Annotated in this window: 16 protein-coding genes and 2 pseudogenes; 5 read left to right on the forward strand and 13 right to left on the reverse strand. The window is 43.8% G+C overall.

From position 1 onward, the window contains the following. Positions 1-248 precede the first annotated feature (248 nt). Entirely contained in the window at positions 249-1628 is a 1380-nt protein-coding gene (locus M0C34_RS13835) for a glycosyl hydrolase family 8 (protein WP_248712273.1), read from the forward strand. A gap of 168 nt (positions 1629-1796) precedes the next feature. On the opposite strand, the gene M0C34_RS13840 is transcribed toward M0C34_RS13835, so the two are convergent. Continuing rightward, complete coding sequence (locus M0C34_RS13840; protein ID WP_248712274.1) at positions 1797-2807, reverse strand: MBL fold metallo-hydrolase; 1011 nt, start codon at positions 2805-2807, stop codon at positions 1797-1799. Positions 2808-2926: 119 nt separating this feature from the next. Continuing rightward, positions 2927-6127 (reverse strand): diguanylate cyclase, encoded by a 3201-nt coding sequence (locus tag M0C34_RS13845; RefSeq protein ID WP_248712275.1) that lies wholly within the window; start codon positions 6125-6127, stop codon positions 2927-2929. A 272-nt stretch (positions 6128-6399) separates the two neighbouring features. Between M0C34_RS13845 and M0C34_RS13850 the strand changes: the two genes are divergently transcribed. Next, on the forward strand, positions 6400-7407 hold the full coding sequence (locus tag M0C34_RS13850; RefSeq protein WP_248712276.1) for an ecdysteroid 22-kinase family protein: 1008 nt from the start codon (positions 6400-6402) through the stop codon (positions 7405-7407). Further along, positions 7404-8387, forward strand: a complete 984-nt coding sequence (locus tag M0C34_RS13855) for a 3'(2'),5'-bisphosphate nucleotidase CysQ family protein (protein ID WP_248712277.1) — start codon at positions 7404-7406, stop codon at positions 8385-8387. Before M0C34_RS13850 ends, M0C34_RS13855 begins: the two co-directional genes overlap by 4 nt. Positions 8388-8739: 352 nt before the next feature. Here M0C34_RS13855 and M0C34_RS13860 read toward each other — a convergent pair whose 3' ends face one another. Next, positions 8740-9234 (reverse strand): hypothetical protein, encoded by a 495-nt coding sequence (locus tag M0C34_RS13860; protein WP_248712278.1) that lies wholly within the window; start codon positions 9232-9234, stop codon positions 8740-8742. Between the two features lie 211 nt (positions 9235-9445). Here M0C34_RS13860 and M0C34_RS13865 point away from each other — a divergent pair. Continuing rightward, positions 9446-9550: pseudogene (locus M0C34_RS13865) on the forward strand (IS110 family transposase); the annotation flags it as partial. Between the two features lie 28 nt (positions 9551-9578). On the opposite strand, the gene M0C34_RS13870 reads toward M0C34_RS13865, so the two are convergent. Further along, positions 9579-10016: a hypothetical protein gene (locus M0C34_RS13870; protein ID WP_248712279.1), complete on the reverse strand. Its 438-nt coding sequence runs from the start codon at positions 10014-10016 to the stop codon at positions 9579-9581. Between the two features lie 104 nt (positions 10017-10120). Next, on the reverse strand, positions 10121-10729 hold the full coding sequence (locus M0C34_RS13875) for a hypothetical protein (RefSeq protein ID WP_248712280.1): 609 nt from the start codon (positions 10727-10729) through the stop codon (positions 10121-10123). 144 nt (positions 10730-10873) lie between these two features. Here M0C34_RS13875 and M0C34_RS13880 point away from each other — a divergent pair. After that, positions 10874-11425 (forward strand): annotated as a pseudogene (locus tag M0C34_RS13880) (IS4 family transposase); the annotation flags it as partial. A 29-nt stretch (positions 11426-11454) separates the two neighbouring features. On the opposite strand, the gene M0C34_RS13885 reads toward M0C34_RS13880, so the two are convergent. The 8 genes from M0C34_RS13885 to oppC all read right to left on the reverse strand — a co-directional run bounded on the left by M0C34_RS13885 (position 11455) and on the right by oppC (position 19135). After that, the gene (locus M0C34_RS13885; protein ID WP_248712281.1) at positions 11455-11880 is read right to left on the reverse strand and encodes a hypothetical protein; all 426 of its coding nucleotides are present in this window, start codon (positions 11878-11880) and stop codon (positions 11455-11457) included. 724 nt (positions 11881-12604) lie between these two features. Next, the gene (locus M0C34_RS13890) at positions 12605-13219 is read right to left on the reverse strand and encodes a hypothetical protein (protein ID WP_248712282.1); all 615 of its coding nucleotides are present in this window, start codon (positions 13217-13219) and stop codon (positions 12605-12607) included. Positions 13220-13550: 331 nt separating this feature from the next. Continuing rightward, positions 13551-14354: a hypothetical protein gene (locus tag M0C34_RS13895; RefSeq protein ID WP_248712283.1), complete on the reverse strand. Its 804-nt coding sequence runs from the start codon at positions 14352-14354 to the stop codon at positions 13551-13553. Between the two features lie 117 nt (positions 14355-14471). After that, positions 14472-14747, reverse strand: a complete 276-nt coding sequence (locus tag M0C34_RS13900; RefSeq protein WP_248712284.1) for a hypothetical protein — start codon at positions 14745-14747, stop codon at positions 14472-14474. Between the two features lie 95 nt (positions 14748-14842). Beyond that, positions 14843-15244 (reverse strand): hypothetical protein, encoded by a 402-nt coding sequence (locus M0C34_RS13905; protein ID WP_248712285.1) that lies wholly within the window; start codon positions 15242-15244, stop codon positions 14843-14845. A gap of 1001 nt (positions 15245-16245) precedes the next feature. Then, positions 16246-17235: a murein tripeptide/oligopeptide ABC transporter ATP binding protein OppF gene (gene oppF / locus M0C34_RS13910; protein ID WP_305883131.1), complete on the reverse strand. Its 990-nt coding sequence runs from the start codon at positions 17233-17235 to the stop codon at positions 16246-16248. 1 nt (position 17236) lies between these two features. Continuing rightward, complete coding sequence (gene oppD / locus M0C34_RS13915; protein ID WP_248712287.1) at positions 17237-18211, reverse strand: oligopeptide ABC transporter ATP-binding protein OppD; 975 nt, start codon at positions 18209-18211, stop codon at positions 17237-17239. A 15-nt stretch (positions 18212-18226) separates the two neighbouring features. Beyond that, positions 18227-19135 (reverse strand): oligopeptide ABC transporter permease OppC, encoded by a 909-nt coding sequence (gene oppC / locus M0C34_RS13920; RefSeq protein WP_248712288.1) that lies wholly within the window; start codon positions 19133-19135, stop codon positions 18227-18229. Between the last annotated feature and the right edge of the window lies 1 nt (position 19136).

The raw sequence follows: 19136 nt of genomic DNA on the forward strand, positions 1-19136 counted from the left end.
TTTTTTAACAGTGGCGTAAGCTATTTTTTTCAGCCAAACGCCCCATCTCTCAAAAAAAACAAACGCCATGAAACATTGCATCTCTTTTTTATCAACAACTTAGCAAAAAACCATGAACACAAATCACACACCTAGATCACATTCAGTAAAGTTCACGCCAGCCCTGCTCACTTTTTCTTCAGCACAAAATATACACTATTTCTGCTAGCGCCAACAAAAACAACAATGATCAATGGTAAGGATGAACAATGACAGTTTTTTCGACTACGCGCCCACTACTTAGCTGTGCCATCATCGGCACCGCACTAATGCTAAACAGTACCAGCTTTTCCGCGAACGCGGCCCTAAGTAAGCAGAACTTACAAAGCTCTGGATATTGGGGGGGCATTTTACTCCCCGACAACGCCGCTATCAGCGCATCAGAACTCAATACCATTTACAATCGCTTCGTCAATAACTACATCGTAAATGTTGGCAGTGACAAAGCGAGAGTGAAATGGGGTTCTGGCGGTGCACTGCGTGATGGCAGTGGAAATGTCAGTAAAGATGCCTACGCTACCGCATCAGAAGGCATGGGCTACGGTATGTTAATTACCGCCTATGGTAATGACAAAACCCGCTTTGATAAGCTTTACCGTTTTTACAAAAAGACCTTAGACGATAACAATGCCGACTTAATGCCTTGGTTGGTGTGGGATAACGCATCGCCAGTAACTAATCAAATATGTTATGGCATCGTTGGCCAAAACCAAACTTGCTTTGGCGCCGGTGGTGGTGGCCCTGCTACAGACGGCGACATTGATATCGCCATGGCGCTCTTTGTGGCCGCAGATAAATGGAGCGGAACCGGCATTGATTACCGCGCTGAAGCCATTCACATCGTTAATGAACTTCACGACAACTGGTTACATTGGTGCGCTGATGATGGCGGTACCTGGGTGGTGAAGCCTTATCAAAAATCTAACTTCAACCCCTGTACTGATGAAATAGATGCTTCGTACTCTATCCCTGCCTTTTTCCGTTTCTTTGCTGAAGTCGCAGCATTAGATAGCAGTGTTAAAAATACCAATGACCGCTGGAATTCGGCCGCACGGGATTTATATAGCAGGTTATTAGACAAACAAAAAGCCGGTCCCAATGGCGATAAAACCTTTGTGCCCGACTGGATGAAATTAAATGGCAGCGCCGTTACCGGCAGAAGTACCAATTATGGTTCAGACGCCTCGAGGATCCCTTGGCGCGTAACCATGGATTACGCTTGGTATGGCACCGACGCATCGCGAAACTGGACTCGCCGTTTAATTAACGATTTGGTTAACAATGCCAATAACGGAGACATTAGTGGCATAGAAGCCGATATCAGCCAATCCAGTGGCAATAGCGCTGGCTATAACGGTCGCTCGTTTTCAGGTGGTTTTGCGGTGGCGGCTATGCTCTACGACTGGTACCCAGCGAATGCCAATAACTACACCAACCACTGGGTAAACGAAACCCTTAACGGCAGTTTACCGTGGAATATTGGTGCAAACGGCTACGAAAATGCGAACAACGATTACTACGGTATGGCTTTGTCAGCACTATATGCCCTTACATTAACAGGCAATACCTACAAACCAGCGGCCAATTAAAGCAACCAACACGACGCTATACGCCATAAAATACTAGCGAGAAAACTTAAGCTGTAAGCCAAAAGTTAAGAGCTAGAAGTTAAGTGCTAAGTGCTAACAGCAAAAGCCTGCGGTAAGCCTGAAACGAGGGCTTACCGCAGCTAAGCGGGCATAAACCTAAGCGCAAACTTAATCAAGCAACATGGTTTCGCCAATCGCCATGCTAACAAAGTCATCGCTTGAGGTTTGCTGCTTATTTAAGGCTTCTAAACGCTCGGCAGGCTCCATCACAGGTTCGGCAGTTAAGGGGTACGTTCCCCAGTGCATGCCTATCGACAGTTTTGAGCGCACATCTTGATGTATTTTCATCGCTTCAGAAACATTCACATGCTGGTCTTTCATGAAATCGCGAGGGGCATAGGCTCCAATCGGAATAAAAGAGAGATCAATGCCATCGGCCCATTGGCCAATCTCTTTAAAATCGTAAGGGTTATAACCGGTATCTCCGGCAAACCATAAGCGCTTGCCTTCTAGCTCTATCAACCAACTAGCCCAATGGGTTTTATTGCGGTCAAATAACCCCCGCGCAGACCAATGCTGGCTGGGCGTTGCCGTTATTTGAACATTCGCAAATTGCTCTGAATCCCACCAAGCAAGCTCACTGATATTACTGCTAGCTACCCCCATGCTTTCAAACCATGCCCCTAGGCCTTGAGGTACAAAATAATGGGTGGAATTACCTAGGTGCTTAATGGCCGCTTTATCTAAGTGGTCGTAGTGGTTATGTGAAATAACAACAAAATCGATGGTAGGTAGATCTTCGGGTTTAAAAGTAAAAGGGACTAAACGCTTCGGCCCGGCAAAACTAAAAGGAGAAACCCGCTCACTGAACACCGGGTCAGTTAAAAAGTTGACACCTTTGAGCTGTACCAAGAAGCTAGAATGACCTAACCACGTCACTTTGCCTACGTCATCATTATTGTTAATTAATTGGGTGTCGACGGCTTGGCGAGGCACTTGATAAGCTTGAGCGGCTTGATCTGCCCATTCTTGCTCACCAAAAAAGCGAACATAGAAAAACTTAAAAGGATTTTTTTCAATCGGTGCAATATGGTTATTTTGATACACTTTATCTGGCGAACTGCAGGCGGCAATAAAGCCCGCGCTGACAACCACTAACAATAAAACCAATAACTTCACTCACAGTATCCTTTGATATTGCTTAACACTAAATGCCACTCTAGGGTGAAAGGCCTAGTCATTGCAATAAAAAAGCGCTAGCCACAGGCTAACGCTTAGACTCCAATCTAACTAATGGTTTAATCTAGTTCATACTCTTGGCTTAAGCTCATCACGCTAACGCGGCCTTTCCCTTCCGCTTTTGCTCGGTATAAGGCACGGTCGGCCTGTTTCAGTAACCAGTCTTCATTTAAGTCCGCATAAGCCACGCCACCGCAATCAGTAATACCGATAGAACAACTTAAATTGGGTAGGCTATCAACCAATTCAGGCTTGTCAGCCCAAGTAGCTAACTCAGCCTTAAAGTAGTTTTTGTTTTGTAAATTAACTAATAAGCGCTCTGCAGTGTTCTTGGCCTGGGCATGATTAGCGCTTGGAAATACCACCACAAACTCATCGCCGCCCCAGCGCGCAACAATATCACCGGCGCGCATAGTGTGAACCAACAAATTAGCAAACTCTACCAACACCTTATCGCCGACATCATGACCGAGTAGGTCGTTTACAATTTTAAAGTTATCCAAATCGATATAAGCCAGTGAACAATGATAAGTGCCATTTTTTTGTTCAAACTGCCCTAATTCTTGGTCTAAGCGCGCTAACAAAGCTTGGCGATTAAACAGGCCGGTTAACGAGTCTGTCGTCGACATTTTTAGTAGGTTTTCACGGTGTTTAAGCTGTTGTAATTGGCTACCTAACTGGCGGCCAATTAAACTAAGCGTGTCTTGATCTTGGCGGTCAAAATAGCGATTACTATTAAAATTACACAGCGTTAACGCACCGTATAAATGCTCATCAACAAATATCGGTAAACAAGCCACCGAGTTATAGGTAGCACGCTTACCATCTTCACCTTTAGAGCAAAAATTGTTTTTTACCCAAATAGTATGGTTGTCTTTAATGTGTGTTAAATATTGTTGGGTTTGCTCATTAGCCAAAACCTTGCCGACATTGGCCCACTCTTCCCACCCTTCTGCGGTGAGGTGGTGAATCATGCCAACTTGCACAGTGAAGTTACCGCATACCAATTTAAGGCTTTCTATAGCCAAGTCCATGGTGCTTTCAAAGCGCTCAGGTAAAGACTGCATACGGCTAATTAGCTGCATCTCGCGCAAACGTTGTTGCACCTGCCGCAGTTGAGTATCTTGCTTGGCATTACGCACTAAATCCTGCAAATTTAGTTGCACAGGCGCTAACTGATACTTACCGATATCTTTGGCGTAAAAGGCTTTACGCTGGTCGATGGTCTGCTTTATACCACTGAAAATTTCAGTAAATCGCGGCAAAATCAATACTTCACACATGGCTAAGCTGTTATTTAATAGGTGCTCACAGTCTTGCCACTTACCTTGACGGCTATAAACTTCTAATAGCTCGGTATTGCATTGCGGCAACAAGCGGCTGTCCATATCTACCACTTCACCCAATAACGCTGGCGCTTGTTCAAAAATTTGCTGCGCGTCTTGTAAGCGCCCATTTGCTGCATCCAACGTCCCTTGTAACAAGGCTTTTAAAAACTCACCAGTGCCCGAGGGCTTAAACGGTAGGCCATGCATTCGCTCTAAACACTGCTGCGCACGGGCTGGCTCACCGAGTTTAGAATGGCAAAAGCCCTTTAAACTAAATACATCGTACAAGTTACGAAATGGAAAGTGAGTCATTTGCCTAATTCGACATATTCTCACTAATTGTTCAAGCACATCACAGGCTTGCTGATAATCACGGGTACAAAAATACAACCAAGCAAAATTGTATAGCGTAACCACAATTTCAGAGTAATCACCGGTATGGCGGGCAATATTATAGGCGGCTAAATACTGCAGCTGTGCTTCAGGGTATTTTTCTAACAAGGTATTGAAATAGCCAGTGCCGTTGTACATTCTCACCCGCTCACTGGCTTCGCCTAATTCTTCACGAATGCGTGAGCTAACACCAAAGCAACGAAAGGTGCCGTGGTAACGGCTAATGTAGGAGTAAATAATACCTTTACTGTGATAGCTCGCTGCAATGCCTTGGCGATGGCCAATTCGACGCGCCAAAGCCACGGCTTCTTGGGTGAACGACAAAGCCACACTAGAATCTAACTGGTCGTAAAAACGTAAATAGGTGTAATAATTGCGTAAGGCGTACAGTCGTGAGCAATTCATTTCATAGAGTTGTAACTCTTTATCTAGATACTCAAACTCGTCTAATTGTAGTGGCGTTGATGATTTGTCGTGGGCGTAAAAATTAACAAACAAAGATTGGGCCAATAGGTGCCCATTAGACGCCTGCCCGGCTAACTCTAAGGCCGCTTCAGAGCATTGCATGGCTTCTTCAAAGCTTTGTTGCTGCACCAAAGTAACGCTGAGTAAGTTTAATAAATGTACTTTGTTATAAGTCGTGTTCAAGGACTCTTGAAACACTTGCAATAACTCCAGCTCAGAGACCGCGGCGTTGAGTTCGCCCTGATATAACAAAGCCTCAGACAGCGATAGCTGCAAGCTTGCCTTTACCGAAATATCTAAGTCACTACTTTCTAAGGTTAAACGTGCAGCGGCTTCGGCTTCAGGCCAAGCCATAAACGCCTTGTTTTCGGCCACTAAAATCTCGGCGCTTTTTACACAATCTCGGTATTGCCAATCAACCATCAACGGGGCTTGGCTCGGCGGCACAGCATGTAACAAGGTGGTGTCGTCTAACCAGTCTAGAAAAGCTTCCCATGCCTCGTCATCTTGTCGGTTCGCTAAAGCATATTGGGTATCAACCGATATCATTGCCATTAGCGGGATATTAAGTTTACTGGTGACTAAAGATTTAAACAGCTTAATGGCCGATGCTGACGCAAAGTGCCAACCAGTAAGAACCACGACACAAGGATCTTTAAGTAATAGGCGTACTAAGCCAAGGACCGCCTTCTCTATAGATTGCTGCTCAAAATATAAGTCATCAACTAGCAACATCTCGCTACGCTGATAGCTGTCGCCCTTCAGCATTGAGCATATGTGTTTCTGCAAAGGAACATAATCTGTGACGTGTTGAGATAAGTCTTCAGCGGAGTAGTCAGACTCGGCAAAACGACTCGCTAATAGAGAAAACAACGCACCATAAGGTGAATAAGCACTCAGGTTGTTAAGCGAGATCATATAGAGAGGAACGGCGTGCTGATTGGCAAAATCTGAAGCGCACCGGGCTAAATTTTCAGCATCAGAACATTGGTAAAAGCTAAAACTCGCTTCACCGTGAAGCGCTCTTTGCCAATCGAGCATTAATCGTTTAGAAAAGCTATCTGCTTGGGGCATGGCTACAATCGCCCTCCTAGGCAAAATTTGTACGGCCATATGATAAAAGATTTGCCGAAAATTCTATGCCGAAATGGTCACATAAACTCATTGATATTGAATTATAAAAACAAAATTTGATAAGTTGGTCAATATTATTGTTCGACAAATACAAGCTTGTATATTATACGAACACACCGCCGCAATGAAATGGTAAAAATAATAAGAAGAATGACGTTTTATCACATCAACTTGGCGTAACATTACTACAGGATTTATTGCGAATACACTTCATGCCTTTAACAACAGAACAACAACACAAACTTTGCCAACTCAACCAAGCAACACAGCTTGAACACTGCCATTTAATCCAAACGCTATGGGGCGGTTATGGTGAGTTGTTACGCATTCATTTTAACCAGGCCATACACCCAAGCTTAATTGTAAAAAGTATTAGCTACCCTCGCGAGGCTGACCATCCACGCGGCTGGAATACGCCCTTATCTCATCAGCGTAAAGTGCATTCTTATCAGGTTGAATCGGCTTGGTATCAACACTATGCAAAACACTGCGATAAACGCTGCCCTGTTCCATCACTGATAGACCTAAACAGTAGCCCAGAAGCACAATGGTTAGTGCTAGAAGATTTGCATAACCAAGGCTTTACTCAAGTTAAACAACACGTCAGTTATCAACAGGCCTTGGTATGTATTGGTTGGCTGGCTAATTTTCATGGTCGTTTTTTGCAAAGTAATGGCCAACATCTTTGGCCACAAGGTGGTTACTGGCACCTCGCCACTCGCCCTGATGAACATACCGCCATGGCAAATGAACCACTGAAACACGCCGCGAAAGCGATTGACCAAGCCCTGCATAATAGCCACTACCATTGCCTTATTCATGGTGATGCTAAACTGGCAAATTTCTGCTTTAATGCGCCAGCCACCCGCGTTGCTGCTGTTGACTTTCAATATGTGGGTAAGGGTTGTGGCATGCAAGATCTGGCGTTGTTTATGGGCAGTTGCCTAAGCCAGCAACAGTGCTTTGACCAGCAGGATGAAATACTGGATATCTATTTCGCAGAGCTACAGCAGGCCATTAAGCACTACCAAACCAGCGCCTCACTAACAGGCTTCGATTTTGCGGTACTCGAGCAACAATGGCGTGCTCGCTACCCCTTAGCCTGGGCCGATTTTCAGCGTTTTTTAAAAGGCTGGAGCCCAGGACATTGGAAGCTAAATGACTACAGCGAGCAACAAACTCAGCTAGCGTTACACTACTTGGCAGAGCAACGCCAATGAATAACCTACCCGTTATCTGCCCGTTCTCAACAGCAAGCATTAAGCACTTAAGCGCGCTTGCGATAAATGCAGCACAACAAGCTGGTCACTACATTGCTCACTACCCGCGCGAGCAACTCAAGGTAAGCCATAAATCATCAAGCCTAAGCCTCAGCGCCCAAGTGGTTACCGAAGTAGATATTCACTGTGAAAAACTTATTCTGTCCCAGTTAAACAGCACCGTTGAGCAATACCAACTGGCAATATTGGCTGAAGAGAACACCCAACAAACTAGGCTAGACAATCACCCCAGGCTGACTCGCCAAGCTTTTTGGGCGATTGACCCATTAGATGGCACTTTACCCTTCATCGAAGGAAGCGAAGGCTATGCAGTATCTATCGGCCTGGTTAACCAACAGGGCCAGCCACTGATAGGCGTGGTGTATTTACCCTTTAGCGGTATTTTGTACCATGCTTATTTTAACCCCGAACTCCAAGATTATCAGAGCTTTAAACAGCACCAAAGCGGTAAACTGCAACAAAATGTTACACAGCAAGGCTTGATGACAGCGCCAGCAGATTACAAGCCTTCACAGCTGCTTTTTTACTGTGATAGAAGCAGCGTAAACCTCGATTATTTTAACTCCTTAAAAGCGCAACTCAGTGCACTTGCCACACAGCTAGCGTATGACAAGTTCCAAGTCATCAGCAGTGCTGGCGCAGTAGTAAACGCTTGCTCGGTACTAGAAGGCAGTGATGCCATTTACCTAAAACTGGCTAAACGCGCCGACGGGGGCGGCAGTATTTGGGACTTTGCCGCCACCGCCTGTATCGCCTTAGGGAGCCATGCATGGGTGAGTGACAGTTTTGGCCAAGCGCTAGCACTAAATCAGCAGGGTAATAGCTTTATGAATCATCGTGGTGTGCTGTATGCCAGCAACTCGCAACTGGCTAAACACATCTTAAAGCTTGACCTAAATCGACAGTTTAGTGATGTGTAAGTCTACGCTCATCACCCGCTAAATAAGCAGGAGAGCCGCAGCAAACACTCGCGTAGATGATTAAAGGCTTAACAAATTTTAGACACATAAATCTATTGGGTGGTCACTGATGCAAAGGTGTTTCGAATCAAAGGATGTATCAAATAGTCAGAATTGCCGCTACTGAAGTGGACTAAAATTATTGATGATAAGGGACTGTCTCCGGTGCCGTGCGAAAAGCCGTTTAGTAAGAAACGTTACGTGGCTAGATCACTAGGGCTTACCACAGCGCGTAGGTTTGGCCGTGTTTTTGCTGGCTTTTTGTTTCGCAAAAACAATGACAAGCCGTAATATCTCTAATTGATTTGCTTTGTTAAATTCTGGACAAGGTATAAAGCCCTGACTTTTCAATAAGTTCCAGTAATGGTTTAAGGTTATCATGGCACTCAAAATACAATAAATGAGTATCGTCATAATGTTGTTCATAAACCGCTCTCTGCTCTGGAAAAGCGAGAGTAATAAATGATTGATTCTTAGTTAGGTCAAGGCGCTTAGTCAACAGCTCGATACTTTTAGGTTCTTTAAAAACGACTCTGCCAGCAGATCTGTATTTGACTAAATATGGATTTAGTTCTGAGGCGAGTAATTCATTAAATTTTGCCCATTTACAATCAAAGTATTTTTGCTCATCTAACGTACGGTTATCAATATAACGAATAGCGTCATCTCGATGTAACCAATGATCAAACACTGTAACGGCAACAAAATCCCATTCTTCTAACTTTCCATATTCATCGGTATCTAAAACAGGAAAAATTCCCACAAGCTCATCATGCTTCTTTTTAGAAATCGTTCGAAATACTCGCATATATGCCTTAGAAATTTAACGCTGCAAACAGCGAGCGTAGTCATTTGGTGTAGCTTTTGCGAGTGCAAAAGGTGTGACAAGTTGCAGAGTCTGATGCTTTGTCTTGTTATGCCATTTTAACTGCATTTGTACTCCACCCACCAACCGTTCATCAGCTGCCTAAGCTCCATAAAAATCCTTACCATTGTTTCGTATGCCATAGGCTGATGGAGGAAAACCTAAAAAAGTAGCCATCATTGCATGCGTAAGAAAGAGGGTAACCATCCTAAACGCAATGCTACGAGATGACGCCTTATGGGGTGCGAAAATAGTTTAATCTAACTTATTGACACCATAGTCGTTTGTTATGCATTTAACCCTAAGAGATTCCAAGCCCCTTCCCACTGTTCAATACGTTTTTTGGATATTGAATGATGAGTTGAATCATTATTACTTGGACGATGACCTTTGTGTTTTTCTAAAAATTCACAATGAACTTTATGGATATCATTTTGAATCCACCATAATGGAGTTATATAAAACTTTGGTTCATTTAACGAGATATCGACAAATACCCAAAATTTAGTTTCATTTACATTTTCACGACAAACTTCACCATAATTAATTGTTGTTTGCCATGTTCCTTTATTTTTAGCCCTAGTAGATACTTGATATTTTTTACCATTTAAAGCTGTAAAGCTAATGAAGCGTTTATTACCTTCTTTTATCTCAGATACATTAACTCCACCAAGATTAATAATTTTCTGGCTAACTGTTGCTAAACCAATTTCTCGAGTGCTCAATTAAACCTCCTGATGCATAACGCTAACCACACCGGAAAACGAAAGCATAGAGAGCGAAGCGAACGACGCTTTTGGTTTTCCGGTGCTGGTTTTTGTTACATTTTTTACCATACTTTCCACCAAGTTTTTTCAAAATTGGCCTCGGGATTTTTATCAAACTCAATAGCTTGAGATACCGCACCTGAAATAAATGATTCAAGGCTATGCCAGCGGCCGACTTCTTTACCCTTTTTAAGCATAGCGACATACTCACCTTCAGGTGTTATGAAATAATTTACGTTTTCGTTTTGACTCCAATGCGCAGAGCCAAAACAAAAATAGCCGTTTTTACCAATGGAAGCATGCTTAGTATGATTACATAGGTCTAAACAACTATTCTTTGGGGTTCTATCTATCGTGGGCGGAGCTTCGAGCATAGATTTTGACAAGCCACAAACTCTCAAGCCAAGAACTTCGAACCCATTAGCGATAGATAAGAGCTCCTTAATCGATGAAGGGATTTCAATTTCGTTGATTTGCTCATACCTTGCAATAGAATGCCTACTTATTGGCAGCCAAATTATCGCCTTGTAATACAACGGAGCAACTGAAGTATCATTACCTATAAGCAACGCACCATCCTCTTCTTTAGAGGAGTACTTCCCCAACAGCCCCATGGCGTATTCTTTAAACGCCATAAAGCTATTTGGCAATGATTCTAGTTTATCCTTCATATCTCTACCGAAATGTAACGCCTTGCTCTAGCGAATCCCCTCATAACCCTTTGGGATTCATATAAGTAGACGCGCCCCCCGTTGTTTAATCTAATTAATTTCGCCAAAAACAAATTCTATCAAACCTGCACGGAGACAGTCGGGATGCGCGAAATACAAATTCTACACCAAATGCTTATTGAGCTGTGCCCTAATATTCACAAAAAACGCCTTAACTCTCTGATGGTTGCCACTACATCACTCTTGGATGGCGACAAATTATCTCTCACTGAACTCGGGCGCAATATAACCAGCAGGGTCTCACCTAAACACTGCATTAAACGCATGGACCGTTTGCTCGGTAATCATCATTTAAATCGTGAGCGTTTAGCGATATACCAATGGCATGCTCGGCAGATTTGCGGCGCTAATCCCATGCCTGTGGTGCTGGTAGATTGGGCGGATGTGCGTGAGCAATTACGCATGATGACCTTGCGTGCATCTATCTCAATAAAAGGCCGTTCCATTTCCTTGTATGAACGCACCTTCGAGTTCAAAGATTACAATGCACCACGTAGTCATAATCAGTTCTTATCTGAGCTAGCCAGTGTGTTACCAACAGGCTGTACACCGCTCATTGTCACGGATCCTGGATATAGAAACACTTGGTTTAGAGAAGTCGCCTCTTATGGCTGGTATTGGTTGGGTAGGTTACGGTGAGGTCACGAATCCGCAACCCGTACTTGTTAACTGTGGGCAAAGCACTCTTTGTATATTGCCTCATTCCACTCACGACCAAAACCACTTGTTCCAACTAGTGCTTTAGAAAAGCTCTTAGGTTCATTTGCGACAATCATCGCTACTGCCTCTCCTAAGAACATTACAGCAACTGAATCTCCACTAGGTGCCCAATTGAGTTCAAACTGATCGCTAGAAGTAATACGTATGACCGAATTAGGGGACGCAAACTTATTTATAAGGGTTGGCGGTTTACCTGATTCGATTTCTGTGCGATCAAGCACTTCGTTTGGTTGAATTGAGGAGAAAACAAAAGCATCTCTTTCTATTCCTTTACTACTACACAGATATAGCCAAGTGCTTTTATCTGACTGTTCAATCAAAGCAGTCTTTCCAGAAATCTCATGTGTAGTTTCAATTAGGATACTTTCCAATGCTTAATCCAGTAATAATGCAGTTAGACATAATGATCCCCAGGTGAAAGTGTCGACCTCCTGCGTTTACCGTGGGTTAGTCACACTAAAGCCACACTGTTAGATGCAAAGTCATAACAGAACAGGAGATAAACATGTCTACATCTAGCACGTTTTTCATAGGACTAGACGTTCACAAAAAGACTACCGATGTCGCTTATTGTGTTGATAATTAGAGAGATGAGCCAGATTTTCATGGCACTATCCTCATCCATATTCGTTTATCAACAAACTTATCAAAAAATACAAAGGCTTGGCTAGTCGTCTTTGTGTGGTTTATGACGCTGGGCTTTTTACATTGGGCTGATGTTGCTGCAAAACTTATCGCGCTCCAAGCCGACAACAATAACAATATCGCTACTCAGCTATGCCCTTGTAGCCAACACCCATGCACTGCACAGGCCTTAGCCGAACGAGCTAGCCGGAAGGCGAACAGTATAAGGATAATGACAGGGCTTAACATGAGGATGAAAACACACAAAAAATAACCACTTAGCACTACGCCAGACGGGTAAGGGCTTAACGCCATTCACCCCGTCTTAGCCAAACCCGCCTTGCGAAAACTAACAAGGCCTTGGCCCCGCCAACATCAACACCGTTATTTACTATAGAAGGGAGCATCGGGCTTGTTCAACACCCGAATAAGGTGCCGGCTGCGCGACACCTATTTTTATTTGTTAGGTCTTTATTTAAGTTCAAGTTGATTCATAAACTCACTTATTTGTGAATCGACATTTACAGTTTCAGGGTACGTAATTCGATATTTATATAGTGACTCACCAACTTGAAACAGATACAAGGAAGAGCGTAAATCCATAAACTCGCCAGCAAACCGTTCAGAATATTTAAACTCAGCAACCATACCTGGAGGCTGTAAGTTGTCTTGTGACAAGTCAAATGGACCTTCAGACGTTAATTCAGCATTACTTTTGTTCTTTAGGATATAGTTTTTTGTGCCATTAAACCTGTTCATAAACAGTTGAAATCTCATACCCTCGACAACGTCATCTGGTGAACCAATTGAAATAAAGTCTGGTGCAGGGTAGCTATAAACAGTTAGTGCGACAGGTGTTGTATCTGAAAAGTAATTGTAAGCAACACCAATATCAGTTCCAGTTTTATTATATTGAGTTACAGAAACAAGTTTAAAGCCAGCCAGAATTTCAGGGTACTCCGTGGAAGTAACACTATGAACATAAGTTCCTTTTGTCTCGATAGCTTGAGGCCTAAAACTTGAGTCTTGAGTATTTGCGCAACTGATTAGCAAAAAGCTTGTTAAAACTATTATAAATTTATACATGTACATCCTTGTTGGTAACAGTGAGACCTAACGCCACAATTTGGACAAACACCGGAACTTTTTGGATAAAAATATGACTCGCCCCCCTTAGGACACAGAACGGGTTCGCCCATAGGCTTATAAGGCTCAAAACCCATTCTCAAATGATAAATTGCATGTGCCTCTTCGGGAGTACACGCTGTGAACTTGTGTAATAACTTTGCATCCCTACCGAGCAGTTCTTTATCCTGTTACCACTTGATTCCTTCAACTGTAGATAGTGTCACTGACTCTGAATCAACCCAAACGTCATATTCCTTCATACTTTCGGATTCCTGTGACATTTAACGCCTCAAGCATCGCTGGCGTTCTGCTGACTTGACTTGTTAGCCCTTTCGAACAGTGATTTTCGACATAGCCAAAACACTATAGCTCCTAGTGGGACTGAAGCAGACAAAACCCACGGTGCTGCTAGGCCGCTAGCTATTGCAGATGCACCGAACAACTGAACACTTACTAATTGAAAAGCATACGCGCCATTTGTCCAATGAACCTCTATTGCGCCAAACCCTAGTAGAATAAAGATAACCCATAACCACTTTTTTCGTTCAATAGGCGTACGCATACATACAATTAGAGTGAATAAAATAAAGAGCGGTACTAAAACAGCTGCACACAGCACAAAATACTGCATTCCTGACTTTGAAGACAAACCAAAAGCGTTGAGCTCTTTTTGAGATGTTTCAGTTTGGTATACGTTTAGGCCTATAACTTGATAACCGCTATCAGTTTTCTTCAGTGCAGTATTGGCGAGATTCCAACCGCTCTCGAACTTATATTCGAATGTGAAGTTACCTTGCCATTGCCCCTTAAACACATTGACCTGCGAACCAATTATTTTTACTGACAATGGTTCACCTTGCCTGAAATATCCCGCTATTTCCTCTAGTAGCTCATCGGTAACTTGAGCTTCTAGTTCTGGACTCAAGATGCTTTTGACGTACGTAAAGTCTCTACCTCGTAATTTCGATAAGTAATCTTCAGCAAAGCTGGACTCTTCTTTTGGGATAAACCTTTCACTCAATTCCTCTTGGCTGCAAGAAGAAAGGAAAAGCGTAAGGACTATCGAAATGATTACTATGTTTAGATTGTGCATGGTTTCCTTCTGAGGGCTAACGCCGTAAGCACGGGCAATGGCCAGCGGCTCCGCCGCGTCGTGGCACCAGTCCCCGCGAGGAGTACTTGATTAATTTGTTTGTTAGAGCTCAACAAGCTAAGATTCGCCTTCGAACTCTGATGTAAGGCTATTGGCAAATTCAATTGCATCTTCGACGGACTCGCCCTCATGGCACGATGTAAGAATGTAGCGACGTTCATCAGAACCGTCACCAACAACCAATTCGTCAATGATGTCTTCGACTAGTGAACAATCCTTACCAACAACACCGACAAAGGAGACACCACGTGCTATGAAGTCTTCCACCATGCCATCCAGCTCTTGCTTGTAGCCATTTGGGCAGTGCAGCACGATTTTCTTTTTGTATTGCATAGGGTTAATTGAGCTCTAACGCCCGCAGCTGCGGATGACTTGGAGCGCAGCGGAAAGGTGTTCCGACAGCCTGCGCTTGTTACATGTTTTTGGTTTCATAGATCCCATAGCGAGTTAAATCCATTTTCCTTGATGCTTTTCAGAGTATTATTGTCTACATGATGGTGCGGAATAAGACCCATATAGTTTTTCCCTGGCATTTTGGGCATGAAATCCTCACTTACGCGATATAAGTTCGTATAACACCATTCTTCGTCACGTTTATGCATTTCTTGCGTAAAGTCTGCCATTAGCTCCTTTGCGCTTTCCTCTGAATGATATGAAAACCCCTCGTGGTCCTCCGAGATATAAAGAGGGTAACTCAGTGGGACGTCTTCAAATTTAAGTTTCGAAAGTTCCCCCTCAGAAATCTTCTGTCGGAAGTCATTCGCATGAGACTCCACCGCAAAGATACCTGCGACAAACTCTCTAAAGTCTTTTGAAATGATGATGTACATTCTTAGTCCATGTAACGCCCGCGTAAGAGGCAGCAAAATTTAGCGGTGGTTTGTTAAACTTGGGCGGAGCACCAAACTAACCGCCGCGTAGTTTTGATGTCCCAGCCCCCGCTTTTCAGGGGGCGACTTGATGTGATTGTTATATGGCTCTGACTATACGCACAAGCCAAACGACACATGCAACGAACAAAAACACCTGAGCAAAACTTACTCCACCGAGCAACAACCAGTAACTCCAGTTGATTACACCCTCACAGTGGATTTCACACTGAGAGTTGTGTTGCCACGAAATATACATGACGACAAATGCCGCAATAAAACCAAGAGTGCACCCAACAATCACCCAAGCTTTCTTTAACATTGGTGATATTCCTTGAATTTATGGCTTTTCTCATAGTCACACTCGCACTTGTCATAGTTAAAACTGCCACCTTGATCCAAACAACGATCATTTTTTAACTCTGTACACGAGCAAGTCATTACCGAAATCATTAGTAGCACTGTGACTTTCATTGACTCTCCTGAGCCATATAACGCTAAGTAGGAAGCACGTGCTTCCTATCCCATTCAATGAGCACGCTTCCTATCATAGAAAGTGTGACCTAGCGCAAAGTCGCCAGTCTGGCGATGCTCTCTCTTTAACTTATTGTCTACTTTGAGGTTTTCTTTTAATTTTATCAATAGTCAGTGTTCAAATTTTGTAGACCTTTTTGACACAAGTAGCTTGAGAAATGTTGGGTCTGTAGATAATCACAGTGAAAAAGTGTGCAGCCCTAAACGTTCAGTTTTCCGCATGTATGGCAGAAGCACTGAGTAAAACGATTAGCTTTGCTAAGGGTGATGGCGGGTGTTTAAGCTGTTATTAAACTACATGCCAAGCAAACAATGGGACAAAATGTGTTTGAGCAGAGAAGCCAGTGCTGCTTAGCTCTGCGCCGTACATTTACATTTTTGAAAAAAAAGCCAGACGATTGTCTGGCTTGTTAGTGGGCAAAAAACTCTTACACCGAAGTGTGTATACAACTTACCGCGTGCTCGTCTGAACCTTCTAGCTGCGGTTTCACATTGGCACATTGCTCGGTAGCCATTGGACAGCGGGTGCGAAATACACAGCCCGACGGCGGGCTAATTGGCGAGGGTAAATCACCTTCTAGCAGCTGAATGGTTTTATTGCGTTCTAGATCGGGGTCTGGCACCGGTACAGCAGACATCAGCGCTTTGGTGTAGGGGTGAGTCGGGTTTTCGAATAACGCCTTCGAGGTCGCCAACTCAACCGAATTACCTAAGTACATTACCAATACACGATCAGAAATGTGCTTAACTACCGATAAGTCATGGGCAATAAAAATAAGGCTTAGCCCCATTTCTGCTTGTAGCTCTTTAAGCAAGTTAACCACTTGTGCCTGAATAGATACATCTAAAGCCGATACTGGCTCATCACAAATGATCATTTTTGGCTTAAGTATTAACGCGCGAGCAATACCAATACGCTGACACTGGCCACCAGAGAACTCGTGCGGGTAACGGTTGATAACGTTAGGCAGTAAACCTACCTTGGTCATCATTTCTTTTACCTGCTGCTTTACCTCGGCTTTACTCAGCTTGGGGTAAAAGGTTTCTAGCGGCTCGGCAATAATATCGCCAATGGTCATACGTGGGTTAAGTGAGGCCAAAGGATCTTGAAAGATCATCTGGATTTGTTTGCGCTTCTCACGTAACTCTTTGTGTGGCAGCTTGGTTAGGTCTTGGCCTAGCCATACTACTTTACCGGCTTCAGCTGGCACTAAGCCAATGACTGCACGAGCAAAGGTAGATTTACCACAACCAGACTCACCCACTACGCCCAAGGTTTCTCCTTGGTATAGCTTTAGCGAGACACCGTCAACCGCCTTTAGCGTGGCGGCGGGTGTCCATGGTAAAGACTTGGCGTTTTTAATTTTGAAGTAAACTTTTAGGTCTACCACGTCGAGTAATAATGGTTTGTCATTCATATTATTGACCTCCCGGTAAATGGAAGTCGTCATGACAGGCGCGTTGGCGATCACTACCAAAGGTGCTAAGCGCCGGGCTTTGTTGGCGACAAATATCACTCACTCTGTGGCAACGTTCTTGGAACGGACAGCCCTGTGGCAATTTTAACAAGTTAGGCGGGTTGCCCGGAATGGTGGGCAATATTGCGCCTTCCGTATCTAAGCGAGGGATCGCTTTTAACAAACCTTCGGTATAAGGATGGCTTGGCTTATAAAATACATCGCGCGCGGTGCCATATTCCATGGTACGGCCTGCGTACATAACTAACACCTTGTCACAAATACCCGCGACAACACCTAAGTCATGGGTAATCATAATAATGGCGGTATTAAATTCGCTTTTTAGCTCGTTTAATAAGGTCATGATTTGTGCTTGTACTGTAACGTCTAATGCCGTTGTTGGTTCGTCGGCGATGAGCAATTGCGGGCGGCATAATAAGGCCATAGCAATCATTACCCGTTGGCGCATACCACCAGAAAACTCATGCGGGTACATAGCCATACGCTTTTCGGCTTCGGGCATTTTTACCGCATCTAGCATGCGTACCGCTTCAACATGGGCTTCACGGTTAGTCATGCCTTTATGCAAACGCAATACTTCTTTGAGCTGCTCACCCACTTTCATATAGGGATTAAGCGAAGTCATTGGATCTTGGAAAATCATCGAGATTTTCTCAGCACGAATCGTATTTAGCGCTTTTTCTGGCAAGTTAAGCACTTGCTGACCGTTAAACAAGGCTTCGCCAGTAATGGTACCGTTTTTTGCCAGCAGCCCCATTAAAGCAAAAGCGGTTTGGCTTTTACCCGAACCTGACTCGCCTACAATGCCTAAGGTTTGGCCTGCGTTCAGTGAAAAGGTTAAATCATTCACTGCAGTTACACTGCCTTCAGGAGTAGAAAACTCTACCCGAAGGTCTTTAACGTCTAATAAACTCATTGTTGTACCCTTGCCCTACCGATCTTTCGGATCTAAGGCATCACGTAAACCGTCGCCTACATAGTTAAAACTAAATAGTGTTACCACCATAAATGCTGCTGGGTATAGTAACTGCCAAATAGCAATTTCCATGGTTTGAGAACCGTCTTGCAGCAATGCGCCCCAAGATGTCATTGGCTCTTGCACCCCTAAGCCCAAAAAGCTTAAAAACGATTCGGTAAGAATCATTTGTGGCACTAATAAAGTGGCGTAAACCGCAACAATGCCCAATACATTAGGGACAATGTGGCGAGTGATGATTTTCCATTTTGACACACCGCACACTTCGGCAGCTTCAATAAACTCTTTGTTCTTCAGGCTAAGTGTTTGACCGCGTACAATACGAGCCATGTCTAACCAAGACACCGCACCAATGGCCACAAACACTAAGAAGATATTGCGCCCAAAAAAGGTCACTAACAAAATCACGAAAAACATGAAAGGAATGCCGTAAAGGATTTCCAGCAAGCGCATCATTACGCGGTCAACGGTTCCACCCAAAAAGCCTGACGTTGCACCATATAGCGTACCAATAAGTACGGCTACAAATGCCCCCATCACACCAACTAGCAATGATATTTGCCCCCCTAATAAGGTACGTACAAACATATCACGGCCCAGTGAATCAGTACCAAAGTAGTGGCCAGTTTCAATAGACGGCCCTTGGTGCATGGCGCCCCAATCGGTATCGTCATAGGCAAATTCACTTAGGTAAGAGCCAAACACAACCAATAAGGTAATGAAGACCAGTATGCCTAAGCTCACCATGGCAGCACGGTTACGCATAAAACGCATGCGAGCATCTTGCCACAAGCTGCGGCCTTCAATTTCTAACTTATCAGCAAACTCGCTAAGCGCTTCGCTGTTCTGTTGATTATTTAACATG

It is taken from the genome of Agarivorans sp. TSD2052 (assembly GCF_023238625.1).
Lineage (GTDB): Bacteria > Pseudomonadota > Gammaproteobacteria > Enterobacterales > Celerinatantimonadaceae > Agarivorans.